This window comes from Thermoflexus sp., from assembly GCF_042408365.1.
In the GTDB taxonomy this organism is placed as follows: Bacteria; Chloroflexota; Anaerolineae; order Thermoflexales; family Thermoflexaceae; genus Thermoflexus.
Map to the genome: position 1 here is coordinate 1 of NZ_JBHOQJ010000113.1, position 17902 is coordinate 17902.

Below are 17902 nucleotides of genomic sequence, written 5' to 3' on the forward strand. Positions count from 1 at the left end.
CCCACGGCCCAAAGGGCCGTGGGGAGGGGGATGAAGGGAGGTGGGGCTATCCGCCTCCTCACAAAGGAAAAAGCAATAGCCCCCCAGCAGGCACCACAAGTTAATATCCTGTTTCCCGATCAATCGCCCCCTGCTGGCGGGCCTTTCGTTCCGCCAGCCGATATAGTCCGAACCCCAGGGCTAGGGAAAGCATCGTCATCCCACCCAGAACCAGCAGGAGCTGGGCCTCCGACCACCCCGCGAAGGTTGGGAAGCGAACTGCAGAGGGACCCAACAGAGCCCGACGGATGCTTTCCAGCCAATAGGTTAGCGGGAGCACATAGCCCAGCGGGCGAAGGAAAGGCGGGAGGATTTCCAGTGGGAACACTGCGCCGCAGAACAAATAGAGGGCACCCGCCACCGCTTCGCCGATCACCCACACATGGCGAGCCGCCAGGAGGGTTGCGCCCGCCAAGCCAACCCCCAGGCCGATCATCGCCAGCATTCCCAGAACCATCGCGATCAGGAAGAGGAGCCCTCCAGCACCCGAGATCTGCAATGGCAGCCGGAAGACGAGGAGCCCGAACAGCAGCGTGATGGCCACCGCGATCGTGCCGGTCGCCATGCGGGCCACCCCCCGGCCCACCAGATAGGCCTCCGGGGGGATCGGCGCAATATAGAAATACTTCAGAACCCCGTATTCCTCCCGGTCAATCACCAGGACCTGGCTGATCCCAGTCAGGACCGCCCCCACATAGATATAAAAGGCGTTCCCCAGATAGAGATAAGCGAAGAGCGGATGATTGAAATCCGCCTGGGCCACGACTTTATACATCAAGATGAGGATGAGAACGCTGGCGATAGGCTTGACCACCGAATAAACCATGAACAGGAAAGGATCGGTCCAGTTGGACTCGATCTGCCAGCCCAGCCAAGCCGCCGTGCGCAGGGTGTGCCAGATGGTTCGCATCAGCGCCTCCGCTCCGTGAGCCGACCCTCCTTCCGGGCCAGCCATTCCAAGGCCGCCAGGGCGCGGCGGGCCGCGAAAAGGAAGATCCCGCTCAGGAGCGCGAGGCCGGCGATCTCCCACCCGACCGGGAACAAACCGCTGGCGGCCTTCGGAAAGAGCAGCTGCCGCATGGCATCCAGACCCAATGTGAGCGGGACCAGGGAGGCCAACACGCCCACCCAGAACCCCAAGGCCCGGATAGGGAAGTAGAACCCGGAGAGCAGATAGATCGGCTCCTGCAGCAAGTTCGAGAGATGCCAGGCCTCCCGACCCCACATCAGGAAAAGGGAGGCCAACAACATCCCCAACCCGTAAAGGGCCAGCAGGGTCAGCAGGAAGGTACTCAGCAGGGCCAACGGATTCGCGGGGGCATAGCGCACCCCGAAGAGGAGGGATCCGGCCAAAACGATCACCGTGGCGCGCAGCGTGGTCGCCAACATCCCTCCCAGCGCCATGCCCGCTAAGATTCCCATCATCGGCCCGGGGGCGATGATGAACAGGGGGAGATTCCCCATCTCCTTCTCCCAGTAAAGCTGGCTGGACATCGACCACAGGACGTTCAGCCAGAAGGCGGTCATCGCCCCACCCAGGATGACGAAGCCGATGTATTCCTCAGGAGCTTGAAGGGCCCGATAGATGAACACATAGGCCGAGGTGCCCAGCAACGGCAATCCCACGTCAATGAGCACCCAGCTGGGCTCTCGGTTCTGGCCGATGATCCGCGGGTAAGCCCGGGCGATCATCGTCCGGAGGAAGAGGACCACGGCTTCCCAACTCATTCTGGATCCTCCTCGCTCCCTTCCGAAAGCCTCCGCCCGACCAGGCTGATGAAGACATCCTCCAGAGTCGGTTCTCGCTTCCGAAGGGACAGGATGTGGGCACCATTCGCCGTCAAGGCCGAGATCACCGGCCCGATCACTCCTTCATCCTCCAAGATCAGGTCGAGCTCCATATGCCCGTTGCGATGGCGATGATGGATTTGACGCACCCCAGGGATCTCCCCCAGGAGCACGACAGGTTGTGTGAATCCGCTCACCTCGACGGAGAAGATCGCCTCCCGCTGGAGGCGGCGCTTCAGCTCCTGGGGCGCATCGCAGGCCAAGATACGTCCTTGATCGATGATCGCTACCCGATCACACAGTTCTTCAGCCTCTAACATATAGTGGGTGGTCAGGAGGATCGTCCGACCCGGACGCTCCTGGATCCATGACCGGATGAATGAGCGGATCTGTCGGGCGGCGTTCACATCCAGCCCCAGGGTGGGCTCGTCCAGGAACAGGATCTCCGGATCCGTCAGAAAACCTCGGATGATATTGACCTTCTGACGCAGCCCGGTGGAGAGATCAGACATCTTGGAATCTCCACGATCGCGCAACTCGAAGCGTTCCAACAGCTCTTCGATGCGGCGACGGGCGGTGCGATTATCCAGCCCATAGAATTGAGAGAACATCCAGAGGTTCTCCCGCACGGTGAGCAACCCATAACCGCAAGACTCCCCGCCAGCCACCATGTTGATGCGGCGGCGGATCGCCTCGGGCTGAGTGATTACATCGTAGCCAGCAACCCAGGCCCGTCCGGAGGTGGGCAGGAGCAGCGTCGTCAGGATTTTGATCAGGGTGGTTTTCCCGGCCCCGTTAGGGCCCAACAGGCCAAACAGCTCGCCGGGGCGGATCTCCAGATCCACCTCTTGCAAGGCAATCCGCTCTTGCGGCGGTTGCCCACGCTTCCGGGCCACCCGATACACCCGTGTCAAGCGTTCCGTGCGGACAGCAAGGATCTCCCCAGTCATCGAAGTCGCTCCATAACGATCCAGGCAGGATTACGGATCCCCATCGGAGGCAATGATGGTTTGACCCCCTGTACAGCGCGGGCCGCTGACGCCCTGCGTCGCGTGGAACCCCCCCGTCCGGTCCAAGTTTGCGGCCCTTGCTTCCCTTCCGCAAGCCTCTCAGGCGCCGCTGGTTTCCCGCATGGGATTGAGGGGGATGAGGCGGTTCGCTCTTGCTGGACCGCATTTCCGAAATCGGGGAAAGCACCCCGTCACTGGCATCACCCACAGGGGAAGGGGAGCCGCCAGCATGGCCCGAGGCCATTGCGCGTCCCAGGGGTCCTATCTAGCGTTAGGGAAGCGTCAGGAAACCGTCAGATTCGCGTCCAGAACTGGGAACGGGGGGCAAGCTATAGTATAAATGAGCAGCGGGCGGAACCTCTTCTCCTCCTTTTAGCCGAAGCGCCGGGGATGGCGGCCCCCGGCGCTCCGCTTTTTACAGGGAGGGCGAAAGCGATTGCGACACCCGAGATAAAGCCCGGGCCTGGGCTTCCGCCCGATAGCTGCTGCGCACCAGCGGGCCGCTCTCCACCCAACGGAACCCCAGCTCATAGCCGATCCGCTTGAGCTCCTTGAATTCCTCCGGATGGTAGAACTTCTCCACCGGGAGATGGTAACGGGACGGCTGGAGGTACTGGCCGATTGTTAGGATGTCCACCCCTACCGCCCGCAAGTCTTTCATGACTTCGACGATCTCCTCCCACGTCTCCCCTAATCCCACCATAATGCCCGACTTGGTCACACATTCCGGCCAGAGTTTCTTCGCGTTGGAAAGCGTCGCCATTGCCCACTCGTAACGATCTTGAGGCTGCACCTTCTTGAAAAGCCGTGGCACTGTCTCGACGTTATGGTTGAAAATGTCCGGTCGCGCTTCGATGACAATCCGCAAGGCCTCGATGGAACCTTTAAAGTCCGGGGTGAGCACTTCCACGGTGCAACCAGGGACCAGCTCCCGGATCCGGCGGATGGTCATTGCAAAAAGCGTGGCGCCTCCGTCCGGCAGCTCATCCCGGTTCACCGAGGTGATCACCACATGAGAAAGCCCCATCGCCCGCACGGCTTCCGCCACCCGGTTCGGCTCATCCCAATCCACCTCAAGGGGGCGGCCGGTCTTCACCGCGCAGAACCGGCAGGAACGCGTGCACACATCCCCCAGGATCATGAACGTAGCGGTGCCCCGTCCCCAGCACTCCCCGATGTTCGGGCAATGCGCCTCCTCGCAAACGGTATGGAGACGCTTGCTCCGCATCAGCCGGAGGACGAACTCATAAGTCTCCCCATGAGGAGCCTGAACCTTGAGCCACTCGGGACGCCGGGCAGGGCGCGGCGGCGAGTTGGGAGCAGCCTCCAGGGGGATGGTCTCACGGATCACCGAAGCCATTGACTCACCTCGTCACGAGATTGATCACCGAAGGTTTCCGAACACCTCCGTGCTTCCTCATCACGACTGGACATGGTGCGACTGGCCGCGTCGTGGGAATTTGGGGGCCATCCGCTCGCTTCATAGCATGTTCTCCATTTAAGGAAAAACCCGCGATAGGCCAGTCGCTGGGGGTTAACCTCCCAGGCCCTGAACCGCTCGCCGATATTGTGCTGTTCAGGGTTGCGCAAAGAAACCAGCGGTTCCCTCAGTGAATTTTGCATTAAAAAGACAGAGATTACAAAAAAGCTTCGTGCCTGCTCGGTTGCCACCGAGGTGGTCTCCCCATTTGCGGTGCCGATCTTTCGGCTCGTGGGATTTCCGTGAGGGGCGAGCTACGTAAGCGACCCGTCCCTCACAGGGTCCTTGCGTCGTTGCCACAAAGCCCTTCGAGCGCCCAGCGGGTGAACTCCCTACCGCCCCCTTCTCGTTTTCCCTTACGCCTGGCCTTTCTTTTTCGCTTTGGCTGTCGTCGTTTTCCCGGCCTTGATCTTTTTCCCATCGGCGTAAAGCTCCAGCAAGCGCTCGATGGCCAGACGAATTCGGCGCTGAATCCGCTCCCGATCATGCTCCATGACCGGAAAGTAGGCCATGAACTCGTTCACCAAGGGGCCCAATTCGACTTTCCGACGGGCCCTCGCTATAGCTTTCACTCGCTTAAGCAACATCTTGAGATAATCCGCGACCGGTGAGACCCCATGTGGATCGACCAGCGGACCCCGTCCGGGGACGATGTGGCGCGCTACACGCCCGGCCTGGAGCTGCTGAAGCTGTTCGAGCCAGCGCTCCAGGTCGGCCTCGCTGAGGTTCGGATGGGCATTCAGTGTCACTGTATCGCCGACGAACACCACATTGTGCTCAGGGATCCGAACCCAGATTTGCCCAGGGGAAGCCCCATCGACGTGCTCCAGGATCAGCGTCGGCGAACCGAACTTCAACACCAGACGATCTGAAAACGTGAGATTCGGCAACACCAGCGGGGTTTGATTTAAAATCTCGGCAGATTCACTCTGACCCAAGTTGATCAGGGCATCTATGACCTGTTGACGCCCGATCTCTCCATGGCTCTTGATGCGGTCAAAGGCTTGATGCTGAGCGATGACCAGGCCTGGACGCTCTTTAAAAAGGACAGCAGTTCCCAGAACCCGATCCCGACTCGCGTCGGTGTAGATCACCGCGAGGATCGGAAGAGGAGCGATGGCTTCCAGAGCCTGCCGCCACCAGGCCGCATGCAGCGGATCAGCGGGCGTATCAATGCAGACCCATCCCCACTCTGTCCGTACCGCCCCTACGGTGGAAAAATACAATCGGTCCTCGATGAACACCCGGGAGTTCAGAGAAAGGGGAGGCTTCTCTCCCAGTCCCATGGCCGATGTCCCACCTGATTTTATGGAATTAAGATTGCTCCAACCCCAACGAGACTCGAAGCCCGAACAGAGGGCCTGGGACAGCCCACCCAGCTTTCGGATCCTTCGAGCGAGGGCAAGCGCTGTTTGGGCCCTCCCAGCCTCCTGAGGAGCAAACAGCCGCTGGGGTTTAATGTTAGCGCAAACGATCCATGAGCTCAAGGCCTGTTCGCGCGCCGCTGTTCTCCCCTCTACGCGGTGAAGCGGTGCGGGGAGGGTGGAGCACATCGTTTGAGGTATTGGCAGCGCTGCCACGCCATTGCTTGTTTCTGAAGCCTCGGCTATAATCCCGGCCAGACCGGCAGGACTCCGGAGTGACCACCGATGCCGTTCGCCCTCTATCGCAAGTGGCGCCCCCGACGGTTTGAGGAAGTCGTCGGTCAGGAGCATGTGACCCGCACCCTGCGCAATGCCCTGCGCCTGGGTCGCATCGCCCATGCTTACCTCTTCGCGGGCCCCCGGGGAACCGGTAAGACCACCACAGCGCGCCTGCTGGCCAAGGCGGTGAACTGCCTCGCCGAATCTGTCGAGGAGCGCCCATGCGATCGATGCCGGATCTGCCAGGCGGTGAACGAAGGTCGGCTGATCGACCTCATCGAGATCGATGCGGCATCTAACCGGGGCATTGACGAGATCCGTGACCTCCGGGAGCGAGTTCGCTTCTCCCCCAGTGAGGCCCGTTATAAGGTCTATGTCATCGATGAAGCTCACATGCTCACTACGGAAGCTTTCAACGCGCTCCTGAAGACCCTGGAGGAACCCCCGCCACACGTCATCTTCGTCCTGGCGACCACCGAGCCTCACCGAATTCCGGCCACCATCCTCTCACGCTGTCAGCGCTTCGATTTCCGACGGCTGACCACGGCGGAGATCGCCCGGCGTCTGGAAGAGATCGTCGCAGCGGAAGGGCTGACCGCTGAGCCGGAAGCCCTGACGTGGATCGCGCGTCAGGCCACCGGCAGCCTCCGAGACGCGGTTACCCTGCTGGATCAGCTGGCAGCCGATGAGGAGCCGATCACCGTGGAACGGGTGCAGCGGGCCCTGGGAGCCGGGCGCTGGGATCTGGTGGGCCAGGTCATCGAGGCCCTGGGGGAAGGAGAGACAGCCCGGGGATTAACGTTGATCGCCCGTGCTGTGGAGGAAGGCGCCCATCCGCAGCAGCTGGCTCGACAACTGGTGGAATACCTGCGGATGGTGATGTGGATCCAATGGGGGAACACGGAAACCCTGGATCTTCCCATCGAACAGGTCGCTGCCGCACAACGACATGCGCGCGCCTTGCCCCCCGAGGTCCTCCCTCGCCTGATCCGCTTGTTCACCACCGCTGCCTCGGATATCCGGACCGCCTGGCAACCCCAGCTATCTCTGGAGCTGGCCTTTGTGGAAGCCACGTTGGCCTGCCAGCAGGCTCAGGCGGCCCGGGGAGTCCCAACGCCCACGCCCACTGCTGGGCCTCCGCCCTCCATCGCTGCCGCGCCAACCCGTGTCGCCTCAGAGGCCCCCGCCGCGACCGGGACCGCAACGGGGAGCCTGACCCTGGAAGCGCTCCGAGAGCGCTGGAACAGCATCCTGAAAGCGGTGCGAGCCCAAAGCCTTCCCACCGAAGCGCTATTGAAATCATGCGCCCTTTATAGCGTGGAAGGAAGCACCGTCGTCCTGGCCTGGCCCTCCGAACTGCTGCGGGATAAGTTCCAGGATCCGCGGGCCAAGGCCCAGGCCCTAGTGGAGGACATCCTGAGCCACACGTTTGGGTTCCCAGTGAGCGTGAAAAACATTGTGGCCCGAAAAACCCGTCGGGGACGCCCCGCCACGGAGGATCCCCTGATCCGACGGGCGGTGGAGGACCTTGGGGCACAGGTTGAGGAAGAGTAGGCACATCTACCACATCCCTTTTCCAGGAGTTCTCTGATGACGAAAGGTCGCTTGCCGGCTAATCCGATGCAACTCCTCCAGCAGATTCAGCGGCTGCAGGAGGAGATGGTGAAAACCAAGGAGGCCCTGGCCCAGGAAACCCTGACCGTGACCGCGGGAGGAGGGGCCATTACGGTGGTCATCACAGGGGATCAGCGTATCCGCTCGATCACCATCGACCCCACCCTTCTATCCTCTGGGGATGTAGAGATGCTCCAGGATTTGCTGGTGGCGGCGATCAATCAGGCGATCGAGCAATCCCAAACCTACGCTGCGGAGCGTCTGAACGCCCTGGCCGGCCAGATGGGCCTCGGCGGGCTGGTGTAAGCAGGCCCACAGGAAGCCCGCCCCGGCTCTTGCTTCATGCAAAGAACGTAGGGGAAAGGCCGGCTCGTGGCTGGCCTTTTCCCTCTTTAGGAGGCAAGAAGCGTGAACAGAGCGCATGCCATGCGCCTGGAAACACTGGCTGTCCACGCTGGATCCCGGATCGACCCGGCCACCGGGGCGGTGGCTCCACCGCTTTATCTCTCCACCACCTTCGAGCGGGCCGCTGATGGGAGCTATCCTCGGGGCTACATTTACACCCGGCACAGCAACCCCAACCGCGAGGCCCTGGAGGAGGCTGTGGCGGCCCTCGAGGGCGGCGCGGCCGCGATGGCTTTTGCCTCCGGGTCCGCAGCCGTCTTCGCTATCTTACAGGCCCTCGCCCCTGGAGCACATGTGGTGGCCCCAAAGGAGCTCTACCACGGCCTCGCCCGACTGTTCCGGGAAATCGCCACCGCCTGGGGCCTCTCTTTTTCCTTTGTGGATATGACGGATCCCTCCGCGGTGGCGTTGGCGATCCGACCGGAGACCCGCCTGATTTGGGTGGAGACGCCATCGAACCCGATGCTGCGCATCACGGACATCTCCCGGATCGCCGCCCTGGCCCATCAGGCCGGTGCCCGCTGCATCTGCGACAACACGATGGCCACCCCCATCCTCCAGCGCCCTCTGACCCTGGGGGCCGATGGCGTGGTGCACTCCGCCACCAAATACCTGGGCGGGCACAGCGATGCAATGGGCGGGGTTGTGGTGCTGAAGGAAGAGGACCACTTCGCCCGGCGCCTGCGGGAGATCCAGATCACCGGCGGGGCGATCCTCTCACCCTTTGAGAGCTGGTTGATCCTGCGAGGGCTGCGCACCTTGCCTTACCGGATGCGGGTCCATTCGGAGAACGCAATGCGGGTGGCCTCCTTCCTGGCCCAGCACCCAGCCGTCGAGACCGTCCATTATCCGGGCCTGCCAACGCATCCGGGCCACGTGGTGGCCGCTCGCCAGATGGACCTGTTCGGCGGTCTGGTCTCTTTCCAGGTCCGAGGCGGCCGGGAAGCCGCCTTCCGGGTAGCTGGCCAAGTCCGGCTGTTCATCCGGGCCACCAGCTTCGGAGGGCCTGAGAGCCTCATCGAGCACCGTGCCTCGGTAGAGGGCCCTGGGACCGCCACACCAGACAATCTTCTTCGCCTTGCGATCGGCCTGGAGCACCCGGACGATCTCATCGAGGATCTGGATCAAGCGCTCCGGGCGGCAGTATCAGACATCCGGGCGCCGTAGGTCGCCCCATGACCTTTGACTTTCCCCTTGCGCCCCACAAGTGTGAACGGAACGCGGGGTGCAGTCCCCACCCACCGCGTCCATGGGCAACTGGCCCCCTCCGCTGTCGGTGTGACTGTACAGTCCTTCCGTGTAACGCCTCTACTCCCCTGTGTTATTATCTAAGTGAGATTTGTGCGGTTGGGCACTCGATTGATGGAATCGAGCGCTTTGTTCGCTCGAGTGCTGAGGATATGCCGGTAGGAGGAGAGGTGTCCCCCTCCCCGTCGCCTTTTAGGGCCATCCAAAACGGGTGCTAAAGCGCCCGACTACAAACGGCCTTTTCGGCTACGGGGGAGGGAGGAGAAAAGATCCTGCGGGGGTTAGGGGGCTACCCACAACGGGCGCTAAAGCGCCCTACTACAAACAGCCCTTAACCTCTGAACATCCCCAAGGACGATCCAACCAAAACACTAGGTGAGCCCATATGCGTCCATTAACGATGATCACTCCTCCGCCGATCGCACGGCTAATCGAGGCCCTGGTGAAATTACCCGGGATCGGGCCCAAGACGGCCTCGCGGCTGGCTTTTTACCTCCTCCGGGCCCCGGATGAAGAGGTGATGGCTCTCGCGGAGGCGTTGCGAGAGTTGAAGCAACAGACCCGGCTGTGCGAGGTCTGTTTCAACATCACCGATGAGAGCCCATGCGCCATTTGCCGGGATGGGCGCCGTGACCACGGCTTGATCTGCGTGGTGGAAGAACCCATTGATGTGCTGGCCATCGAGCGCACTGGAGAATACAGTGGGGTCTATCACGTGCTCCATGGGGTGATCTCCCCCATGGATGGGATCGGGCCGGAACACCTCCGGATCCGCGAGTTGGTCGATCGGGTCCGTCGCGATGCCCCGCGAGAGGTGATCTTAGCCACGAACCCCAGCCTGGAAGGGGAGAATACAGCGGTCTACATCCATCGGCTGCTGACCCCCATGGGTGTGCGGGTGACCCGCTTGGCGCGAGGCCTGCCGGTGGGCGGCGATCTGGAATACGCGGACGAGATCACCTTAGTCCGTGCCCTCCAGGGCCGTCAGGAGATGGAGTGAAAAGAGGTTCTCCCCCCTCCCCGCAGCTCCTTGGGCTGCGGGGAGGGGCTATTCAGCGGAAGAGCGATCCGCCCCTCCGCTGAATATCCCCTAAATGACTTCATCGCAAAGATGAAAAGGGCGAGGGAGATCGAAGGAAAATTTTCTATAGGGGATAGGCCGCGTACGCGGCTCATCCCCTATAGAGATCTCACGGGATTTTTTGTTCAAGAGCCGAATCATCATCGGGGGGATTCGAATGACGGCTCCGATTATGCGCATTGAGCGGATCGCAGAGTATGTAGGGCAGGAAGTCACTATTCGGGGCTGGCTCTATAACAAGACCGACAAGGGCCGTCTCTATTTCCTGTTGGTGCGGGACGGAACAGGGATCGCCCAGTGCGTGGTCTCCATGCGGGACGTTCCGCCGGAGACCTTCGAGGCCGCTCGTCGGGTGACCCAGGAGTCCTCCCTGATCGTCACCGGCACCGTCCGCCAAGACGCTCGGGCGCCGGGAGTCCCCGGGGGCTACGAGATCGGGGTCCGTGAGATCCGGATCCTTCATCTGGCCCAGGATTATCCCATTGGCCCGAAGGAGCATGGGGTGGAGTTCCTGCTGGATCATCGGCACCTGTGGCTGCGCTCCTCCCGTCAGTGGGCGATCCAGCGGATCCGCGCGACGGTGATCCGGGCCATCCGGGATTGGCTCGATAGCCACGGGTTTCTGAACGTGGATACGCCGTTGCTCACGGCCACTGCTGCGGAGGGGACCACCACCCTCTTCCCGGTGGATTACTTTGGGGAGCGGCTCTATCTCGCTCAGACGGGACAGCTTTACAACGAGGCCAACATCTTCGCCTTCGGCCGGGTCTACTGCTTCGGGCCGGCCTTCCGAGCCGAGCGCTCGAAGACGCGGCGCCACCTGCTGGAGTTCTGGATGGTCGAGCCGGAGATGGCCTTTTGTACTTTCGAGGAGATGCTGGAGATCGCTGAGCAACTTGTGTCGTACGTGGTTGCCCGCGTGCTGGAGGAACGCCGCAATGAGCTCCGCGTGCTTGAACGCGACACGGCGCCGTTAGAGAAGGTCGCCCCACCCTTCCCACGCATCACCTACGATGAAGCCGTCCGCCTGTTAAACGAATGGGCGGAGGAGGAGGCGGATCCGGAGCGAAAGGCTGCCCTACGGATCGAATGGGGAGATGATTTCGGAGCCCCTCATGAAACAGCGCTTTCCCTCCGCTTTGAAAAGCCGGTCTTCGTCACCCACTACCCTGCTGCCATCAAGGCCTTCTATATGCAACCCGACCCTCAGCGGCCTGAGGTCGTTCGCTGCGCAGATCTGCTAGCCCCTGAAGGCTATGGGGAGATCATCGGGGGCAGCGAGCGCATCGCGGACCTCGACCTCTTGCTGCAGCGGATCCAGGAGCACGGCCTCCCTCTCGAGGAGTACCAGTGGTATCTGGATCTGCGGCGCTATGGGTCGGTGCCCCACAGCGGGTTCGGGCTGGGGATCGAGCGAACGGTGGCCTGGATCTGTCATCTGGACCATATCCGGGAGGCGATCGCCTTCCCACGGATGCTCTATCGCTACCGGCCGTAATGGGGATCCACCATTTAAGCCTGGGGGATTCCCGATGGGCAATCGGGCGCTGGACTGGTTCCGACAAGCGGAGCGGGATCTCGAGCAGGCAGAGGATTCGCGCCGGGCCGGGCGTCACGAATGGGCGTGTTGCGCTGCCCAGCAGGCGGCGGAGAAGGCGGTCAAAGCTTTGCATCTTCATTGCGGGCAGGAAGCCTGGGGCCGTGTGATCGCCCGCCTGCTGCAGGAGCTACCGGACACGATCTCTGTCCCACCCGATTTGGTGGAGAAGGCGCGGGTGTTAGATAACTTTTACATCCCGCCCCGCTATCCGAACAGCCATCCGGCCGGCGCGCCGTTCGAACATTACGGCCTCCTCCAGAGCGGAGAAGCGATTGCCTATGCCCGTGAAATCCTTGCGTTCGTCCATGCTCAAATGGCCGAACCGGGAGACCGTTGATCGAGCGGTGCGCATATGGGCGGAGCGAGTCGCCCGGGAGCGGCCGGAGGTGCTCCGGATCGGCTACTTCGGATCGTACGCCCGCGGGGACTGGGGCGTGGGCAGCGACCTCGATTTGGTCGTGATCGTCCGCCGGTCTGACCTCCCCTTCGAGCGCCGCGCCGTGGATTAGGATACATCCCCTCTCCCCATCCCAACCGATCTGCTGATCTACACCCAAGAAGAATGGGAAGCTCTGGATCGTGGAGGCCGGTTCTACCAGACCCTCCTTCAAGAAACCATCTGGGTATATGAGCAACGGGAATGACCATCGCGCTTCAGGTCTTAGCGGTATCTACCTCAATGTTCGATCGAGAGGCGAGTTTCCCTATCCCTTGTCTCCTCCCCACGGCCGCTCGGGCTGTGGGGAGGAGAAAGGGTCCTTGAGTATAACTATTCAGCCTGGCCCCATTCGGTTCGGAGCCCCGCGAAGAGGCGGAAGGGCCCTACCTCTCTTCATCTTCATCCCCCCTCCCCACGGCCGTGAAAACGGGCGCTAATGTTTTTGGGCCGAGCCGCGCCTTCGGCGCGCGGCTCGGCCCAAAAACCCCCAGGAGGAAACCCACGGTGAAACGCCTACATCCATATTGCAGCGTGGGAACGGCTGAATAGCTACCCTCGGGTTTAGGGGATCCGTGTGGTTTAACGCGATCGGGTCGGGGTTGGGGCAGGGGTGATCAACACCTGGACGCTGGGAGGGATCAGGGTCCACGAAAGATTAGTTACTGTGGCGCTCAAGCTGACCGTGGGGGTCAGCGTGTAGGTTCCCCGCTCCAAATCTCCCACATTGATCCATACCCGCAATTCGTCCGGCCGGAGGTTTTCCACATAGGGCAGAGGCCCTCGGAGGATGACATCCACGTTCTCCGGGGAGAGACGGGCGATCATCCCGGGCCGGAGGCCTTCCACCATAATTGGGACCTGTTGGAAGACCTGGGTGCTGAGGATCGGCTCCACCCGAAGCCGCACCTCCACCTGGGTCGGGCTGCCCACCAGGGCCACCCCGGAGGGAACAACCAACGGGATCGTCGCGATGAGCTCCCCACGGGCCTCGGAGATATCGATGGGCTCAGTGGAGATATAACTCCCCACCTCCTCCAGCCGTCGAGGATCTCCGGTCAAAGTCACCGTCGGCGGATCCACCGAGATCTCTGTGAGTTGATAGCCCCGGGCCGGGCGCCCCTCCAGGGTCACCCGGACCGGCAGCTCGCGGAAGCCCAGGCGCTGCTCCACCGGGACGGTCACGGTGAGCTGTTCGGGGATCACCTTCAATTCCGGAAGCCACTCCCCTTGAGGATCGACGGCCACCAACCGAACCTGCGTTTCCACGGATTGCCGCACGCCATCGATCTGGACCTTCCCCACCGCCATGGCGGCTACCGCCACCAGCGAGCGCGGGCCGCTCACCTCCACCCGGGAGAGCGCGGGAAGCGGAGCCCCCGCCTGATAACCGATAGCGGGTTGCCCCAGGACCTGAATGGAAACCGGAACCTCGCGGCTTTCCACACGCTCCAGGCGAAAGCGAGCCCGTGGGGGGTCCACAGCCAGGATCTGGATTCCCCGCCGCCGGATCTGGATCTGGACCGGTCGCTCGTAAGCGCCTTCCTCCAGGCCTTGCACATCGATGAAGGCTTCCACATCCTGGGGGCCGATGCTGCCCTCAAGGGCGCGCGGCACCCGAAGACGCAGGCGGACCCTTTCCGTCGACACCTCGAAAACCACACGATCAGGTCCCAGCCCATGGAAGACCAGTGGCAGATCCGCCAGCGTCCGCTCCACCGGCGGGTTTTCCTCCCACACCGCAGCGGCCCAGAGGGCAAAGGCCATCCCAAAAGCGAGCAGGGCCAGACTCCCGTTTTCCCGCAGCCACCGGATCCCCTTCATTTCATCCCACCGCCTCTACTGCCTCTTCCCCATTGGATTTTTGGTTTTGGCTCCCTGAGGAGTTTGGGGACGGAGCCGTTGGCCCTCATCATCCCATATCTATCCTCAAAAAATGGGGAAAGCACTACCCTTGGCTTCCGTGATGGGGAAAGAGCATCACCCACGCCCGCCGTCCCAGGGCGCGCAGCTCCTGGAGCCAGCGCTGGGTTCGCTCGACCTCGGGGGGCGGGCTGTAAAAGTTCCGCAGCACCAGCTCCAGACGCCGAGCATCCAGCCGGCGAACCATCCGCCCGTTCAGGGCTACGGAGATCGTTCCCCGCTCTTCGGAGATCACGATGGCCAGCGCATCGCTGACCTCTGTGATCCCGATCGCCGCTCGATGGCGCAGGCCCAGCTGCGGATCCCCCACCCACCCGGTGGTGAGAGGCAGGATGCAACCGGCAGCCACCACCCGTCCATCCCGGATGATCACCGCGCCGTCATGCAAGATGGTGTTGGGCGCGAAGATCGTCATAAGCAGCTCGGGAGTCACCTGCGCATCCAGCGGGATCCCTGTTTCAACATAGTTCTGGAGGCCTGTGGTGCGTTCCAAGACGATGAGCGCGCCGTGGCGACGTTCAGCCAGACGCGGGCAGGCCTGCACCAGAGCATCGATGACTTCATCGACCCGAGTTTCTTGGGAATCCCGCTGCAGCCAGAGCCCAACGCGGCCCAACCGCTCCAAAGCCCGACGGAGTTCCGGCTGGAAGATGATCGGGATGGCGATGAGGAGAGCTGGCAGGGTTCGCTCGAGAAGCCAGCGCATCGCTCGAAGGGAGCTTAGGGGGCCGCTCAGGATCAGCACCAGCAGGATCAGAATAAACAGACCCCGGATCAACGTAACCGCCGGTGTCCCCTTCAGGGAATACAGGATCCCGAAAAAGAGCAGGGCCACCAATCCGATATCGATCAGGCTAATCCAATTGAGCTGATCCAGAAGATAAAGAAGATCCCGCACGGAAGTTCACCCGTTCAACCGAACCTTTGGTCGCGGATGGTGAGAAACACCACCCCATGTCGCTTTCAGGGAGTCGCCCCTTTCAGCAGTGGCGAGCTTCAAGTGTCAATGGGGCTACACAGCGGGGGGAATCGCCCCACCCCCCTTTCCTCCCTCCCCGCGCGGCAAAGCCGCACGGGGAGGAAGGAAATCGGTTTCTTCGTGAGGTGCGGACCGCCTTCAGCAGCCTGCACCCCACGAAGAAGAACTAGATGCTCAAATGGATCGCTCCATCAATGCCCGATAATGCACAGCACGATCTGGATTCAGCTGGATCAGCGATTGGTAAACGGCGCGAGCCTCGCTGAGGCGCCCCTCTTGAAGATAATGCTCGCCGATCCGCTCCAGATGGGCGGTGGCGGCCTCCACCTGACCGAGCTCCAAGCAGATCTGAGCCGCCAGCTGTCGCAAGCGTGGCTCCTCCGGGAGGAGCATGAGGAGCTCCTCAAGGTTCGCGGCCGCATCTGCCAGCCGGCCGGTGCTCCGCGCCTGTTCCAGCAAATACTGCAGCTCCTGCAGCGCCGAATCCATTCGGGCGGCCCGCAGGTAAGCCTCCGCCAGGCCCCAGCGGATCTCGAGGTCGTTTGGGTCAATGGTTCGCAGCCGCTCCAGATACTCGATCGCACGCGTCCAATCCAGACGTTGCACTGCGATCTCCACGAGCCGGCGGAGGAGGGGCCGGAGCGCTGTGCCCGGAAGCCCCCGCCGTGAGGCCCAATCCAGCCCCTCCCGACAGATCCGCTCCGCCTGCTCCAGATCCGCCATCTGTAAATACGCGTCCGTTATGCCAGCGAACGCCTGGATCGTTCGGGAAGAATCCCCTAACTCCTGGGAGAGCTGCAGCAACCGTTGCAGAGTCGGTAGATCGAGCGGGGCCAGCCAAGCAGCCTGCTCGAAGGCTGCGAGGGCCATATAGGGATCTTCCATAAACAGGAGATACTCGCCCAAAGCCCGGAACTTCCCCACCGCGGCCAGGCTGCGATGACCCCAGACGAGCAATTGACCGAGGGCCAGATGAGCCAGCGGCGCGAAGGGCATCTCCCCAACGATCCGCATAGCCTCCTCCAGGGCGCTATAGAACAAGCCGCGCTGAGCCCAGGTATAAGCTTGACCCAGCTCGATGAGGAGCCGTTCCCCATCCGGGGACATCAGCGCATCGGCCAGTGTCAGCTGAAACGGCGTATCTGTCGTCCACTGATCTAAAGCCCTCCGGAGCATGGTCGCTCGATCCAACCAGGTGGGGCTTTCCAGAATCTGCCGGGCTCCCTTTCGAAGCGCCGCTTGCTGTTCAGGATGCCGGAGGATCCAGGCTCGCAGGAAACGATACCGTTTGCGCAGCCACTCCGCTTGACTCTCCCGGAGCAACCCCCGGTCGATGTGTTCCAGGGCCTCCAGATAGCGCTCAACCGCTCGCTCCGGGGACCCGTGGCGCTCTTCACAGCGAGCCAGCAAGAGAAGGGCGGCCAGATAGTAGGTTGAGGAAGCCATCGCGCTTTGGAGCCGGGAAGCCGCCTCATTGCAACGCTTTAATTCGACAAGGGTTGCTCCCACAGCGAACATCAGGGCCGGGTGTTCCAATCCAGCGGCCAAAACCTGCTCATAAAGGGCGAGGGCTTCCCGCCACTGGCCTTGGGAATGAGCATCCACCGCCCGGCCTAACCATGCGTTGATCCGGAACCACTCCTCTTCAGAAAACGTCCCCTGAGGTTCGGAGAGCACCAAGTCAGCCAGCGTTTGAAGGGCTCGGGAGAGCGCCTGGCGAACCGGATCGGCAGGAGCTTCCGCAGCCTCCGAGGGCAGCGCCCAGAGGGCTTCTGCCCGAGCCTGTTCGGCTTCCACCCCTCTCACCGGGAGGGCTGGCAACGGACCTGTGCCTGTCCGGCGGGCGAGCTGAGCCCGCAACCAGTCTCGCCCCTGCAGCGCTTGTGGATGATCCGGAGCCAGCGTCAGGGCGTCGTCGATCGCTTCCAGAGCCCGCTGCAGATCCCCTCGCTGAACCCAGGCGCGAGCCCGGGCCAGATCGACCCGGATCGCCGCTTCCGGCTGATGAAGCTGCCGGTAGGCTTGGGCCAGCGCCTCCAGTGTCTCCACCCGTTCAGGATCCAGCCGGACCGCCTGAGCCCACGCTTGAACGGCCCGCCGGAGATCCGCCTGATCGGCGAACAGCTGGCCGGCCTGATGGTAATGAGCGGCCGCTTCCGCAAGCCGGCCAGCACGTTGATAGGCCTCCGCAAGACGAACCACGGGTGTGGGATCCTCTGGACGAAGCCTTGCCAGACGTCGAAACGCATCCAGGGCCTCTTCGTAACGTCCAGCCTCCATATAGGCCAAGCCCAATCCAGTCAGGGCCTCCACCTGATCCGGAAGGGCCTCCAATGCCTCCCGATAGGCCGTGATCGCCGCCGCCCATCGCCTCTGCCAGAGCGCTTCATGCCCGCGCTTTAACGCCTGCTCATAACGCTGGCGATCCCCATCCACAGCCGAACCCTCGCCTGTTGGATACCTCAAAATACAAGTATAGCATTGGTTGATAAGCATCGCGCAGCCGGTGCCTGATCCAGCGGAACCCCGGGATCCATATTGGCATTGCGGGAGAACGGCTGAACAGGTACGCTCTTCTTGTAGGGTGCGGGCCGCCGTCGACGGCCCGCCCCCAACGAAGATAAAGAATACCCCCAACCCCGGGGGGGGGGGGGGG

The 17902-nt window shown here is 62.3% G+C and carries 15 protein-coding genes; 7 read left to right on the forward strand and 8 right to left on the reverse strand.

The genetic code is table 11. From position 1 onward, the window contains the following. Positions 1–100: 100 nt before the first annotated feature. From ACFMO5_RS04940 to ACFMO5_RS04960, 5 genes are all read right to left on the reverse strand, one after another. Entirely contained in the window at positions 101–949 is an 849-nt protein-coding gene (locus ACFMO5_RS04940; RefSeq protein WP_376791649.1) for an ABC transporter permease, read from the reverse strand. After that, a complete protein-coding gene (locus ACFMO5_RS04945; protein WP_376791650.1) occupies positions 949–1767 on the reverse strand; it encodes an ABC transporter permease in 819 nt (272 codons plus the stop codon). Before ACFMO5_RS04945 ends, ACFMO5_RS04940 begins: the two co-directional genes overlap by 1 nt. Beyond that, positions 1764–2777 (reverse strand): ATP-binding cassette domain-containing protein, encoded by a 1014-nt coding sequence (locus tag ACFMO5_RS04950; RefSeq protein ID WP_376791651.1) that lies wholly within the window; start codon positions 2775–2777, stop codon positions 1764–1766. Before ACFMO5_RS04950 ends, ACFMO5_RS04945 begins: the two co-directional genes overlap by 4 nt. A gap of 475 nt (positions 2778–3252) precedes the next feature. Next, complete coding sequence (gene lipA, locus ACFMO5_RS04955) at positions 3253–4197, reverse strand: lipoyl synthase (protein WP_376791652.1); 945 nt, start codon at positions 4195–4197, stop codon at positions 3253–3255. A 476-nt stretch (positions 4198–4673) separates the two neighbouring features. Continuing rightward, a complete protein-coding gene (locus ACFMO5_RS04960; protein WP_376791653.1) occupies positions 4674–5603 on the reverse strand; it encodes an MBL fold metallo-hydrolase in 930 nt (309 codons plus the stop codon). A 363-nt stretch (positions 5604–5966) separates the two neighbouring features. Here ACFMO5_RS04960 and dnaX point away from each other — a divergent pair, with 363 nt between their 5' ends. The 7 genes from dnaX to ACFMO5_RS04995 all read left to right on the forward strand — a co-directional run bounded on the left by dnaX (position 5967) and on the right by ACFMO5_RS04995 (position 12417). Then, positions 5967–7514, forward strand: a complete 1548-nt coding sequence (gene dnaX / locus ACFMO5_RS04965) for a DNA polymerase III subunit gamma/tau (protein WP_376791654.1) — start codon at positions 5967–5969, stop codon at positions 7512–7514. Positions 7515–7550: 36 nt separating this feature from the next. Then, complete coding sequence (locus tag ACFMO5_RS04970) at positions 7551–7880, forward strand: YbaB/EbfC family nucleoid-associated protein (protein ID WP_376791655.1); 330 nt, start codon at positions 7551–7553, stop codon at positions 7878–7880. A gap of 120 nt (positions 7881–8000) precedes the next feature. Further along, positions 8001–9146, forward strand: coding sequence for a trans-sulfuration enzyme family protein (locus tag ACFMO5_RS04975; RefSeq protein WP_376791662.1), 1146 nt, complete (start codon positions 8001–8003; stop codon positions 9144–9146). Positions 9147–9627: 481 nt separating this feature from the next. Beyond that, positions 9628–10227: a recombination mediator RecR gene (gene recR / locus ACFMO5_RS04980; protein WP_376791663.1), complete on the forward strand. Its 600-nt coding sequence runs from the start codon at positions 9628–9630 to the stop codon at positions 10225–10227. 238 nt (positions 10228–10465) lie between these two features. Next, a complete protein-coding gene (gene asnS / locus ACFMO5_RS04985) occupies positions 10466–11806 on the forward strand; it encodes an asparagine--tRNA ligase (RefSeq protein ID WP_376791656.1) in 1341 nt (446 codons plus the stop codon). 34 nt (positions 11807–11840) lie between these two features. Continuing rightward, positions 11841–12245: a HEPN domain-containing protein gene (locus tag ACFMO5_RS04990; protein WP_376791657.1), complete on the forward strand. Its 405-nt coding sequence runs from the start codon at positions 11841–11843 to the stop codon at positions 12243–12245. A gap of 7 nt (positions 12246–12252) precedes the next feature. Continuing rightward, complete coding sequence (locus tag ACFMO5_RS04995; protein WP_376791658.1) at positions 12253–12417, forward strand: nucleotidyltransferase domain-containing protein; 165 nt, start codon at positions 12253–12255, stop codon at positions 12415–12417. Between the two features lie 509 nt (positions 12418–12926). Here the strand turns inward: ACFMO5_RS04995 and ACFMO5_RS05000 are convergent. From ACFMO5_RS05000 to ACFMO5_RS05010, 3 genes are all read right to left on the reverse strand, one after another. Beyond that, complete coding sequence (locus tag ACFMO5_RS05000; RefSeq protein ID WP_376791659.1) at positions 12927–14168, reverse strand: YbbR-like domain-containing protein; 1242 nt, start codon at positions 14166–14168, stop codon at positions 12927–12929. Between the two features lie 124 nt (positions 14169–14292). After that, on the reverse strand, positions 14293–15165 hold the full coding sequence (gene cdaA, locus ACFMO5_RS05005; protein ID WP_376791660.1) for a diadenylate cyclase CdaA: 873 nt from the start codon (positions 15163–15165) through the stop codon (positions 14293–14295). 255 nt (positions 15166–15420) lie between these two features. Beyond that, the gene (locus tag ACFMO5_RS05010; RefSeq protein ID WP_376791661.1) at positions 15421–17682 is read right to left on the reverse strand and encodes a tetratricopeptide repeat protein; all 2262 of its coding nucleotides are present in this window, start codon (positions 17680–17682) and stop codon (positions 15421–15423) included. Positions 17683–17902 lie beyond the last annotated feature (220 nt).

What these genes read in the sequence shown, in the direction of transcription:
- asnS (WP_376791656.1), top strand. Translation starts at nt 10,466, where the DNA reads ATGACGGCTCCGATTATGCGCATTGAGCGGATCGCAGAGTATGTAGGG.
- ACFMO5_RS04975 (WP_376791662.1), top strand. Translation starts at nt 8,001, where the DNA reads ATGCGCCTGGAAACACTGGCTGTCCACGCTGGATCCCGGATCGACCCG.
- recR (WP_376791663.1), top strand. Translation starts at nt 9,628, where the DNA reads ATGATCACTCCTCCGCCGATCGCACGGCTAATCGAGGCCCTGGTGAAA.
- ACFMO5_RS04990 (WP_376791657.1), top strand. Translation starts at nt 11,841, where the DNA reads ATGGGCAATCGGGCGCTGGACTGGTTCCGACAAGCGGAGCGGGATCTC.
- dnaX (WP_376791654.1), top strand. Translation starts at nt 5,967, where the DNA reads ATGCCGTTCGCCCTCTATCGCAAGTGGCGCCCCCGACGGTTTGAGGAA.
- lipA (WP_376791652.1), bottom strand. Translation starts at nt 4,197, where the DNA reads ATGGCTTCGGTGATCCGTGAGACCATCCCCCTGGAGGCTGCTCCCAAC.
- ACFMO5_RS04960 (WP_376791653.1), bottom strand. Translation starts at nt 5,603, where the DNA reads ATGGGACTGGGAGAGAAGCCTCCCCTTTCTCTGAACTCCCGGGTGTTC.
- ACFMO5_RS04950 (WP_376791651.1), bottom strand. Translation starts at nt 2,777, where the DNA reads ATGACTGGGGAGATCCTTGCTGTCCGCACGGAACGCTTGACACGGGTG.
- ACFMO5_RS04970 (WP_376791655.1), top strand. Translation starts at nt 7,551, where the DNA reads ATGACGAAAGGTCGCTTGCCGGCTAATCCGATGCAACTCCTCCAGCAG.
- ACFMO5_RS04945 (WP_376791650.1), bottom strand. Translation starts at nt 1,767, where the DNA reads ATGAGTTGGGAAGCCGTGGTCCTCTTCCTCCGGACGATGATCGCCCGG.
- ACFMO5_RS04940 (WP_376791649.1), bottom strand. Translation starts at nt 949, where the DNA reads ATGCGAACCATCTGGCACACCCTGCGCACGGCGGCTTGGCTGGGCTGG.
- ACFMO5_RS05000 (WP_376791659.1), bottom strand. Translation starts at nt 14,168, where the DNA reads ATGAAGGGGATCCGGTGGCTGCGGGAAAACGGGAGTCTGGCCCTGCTC.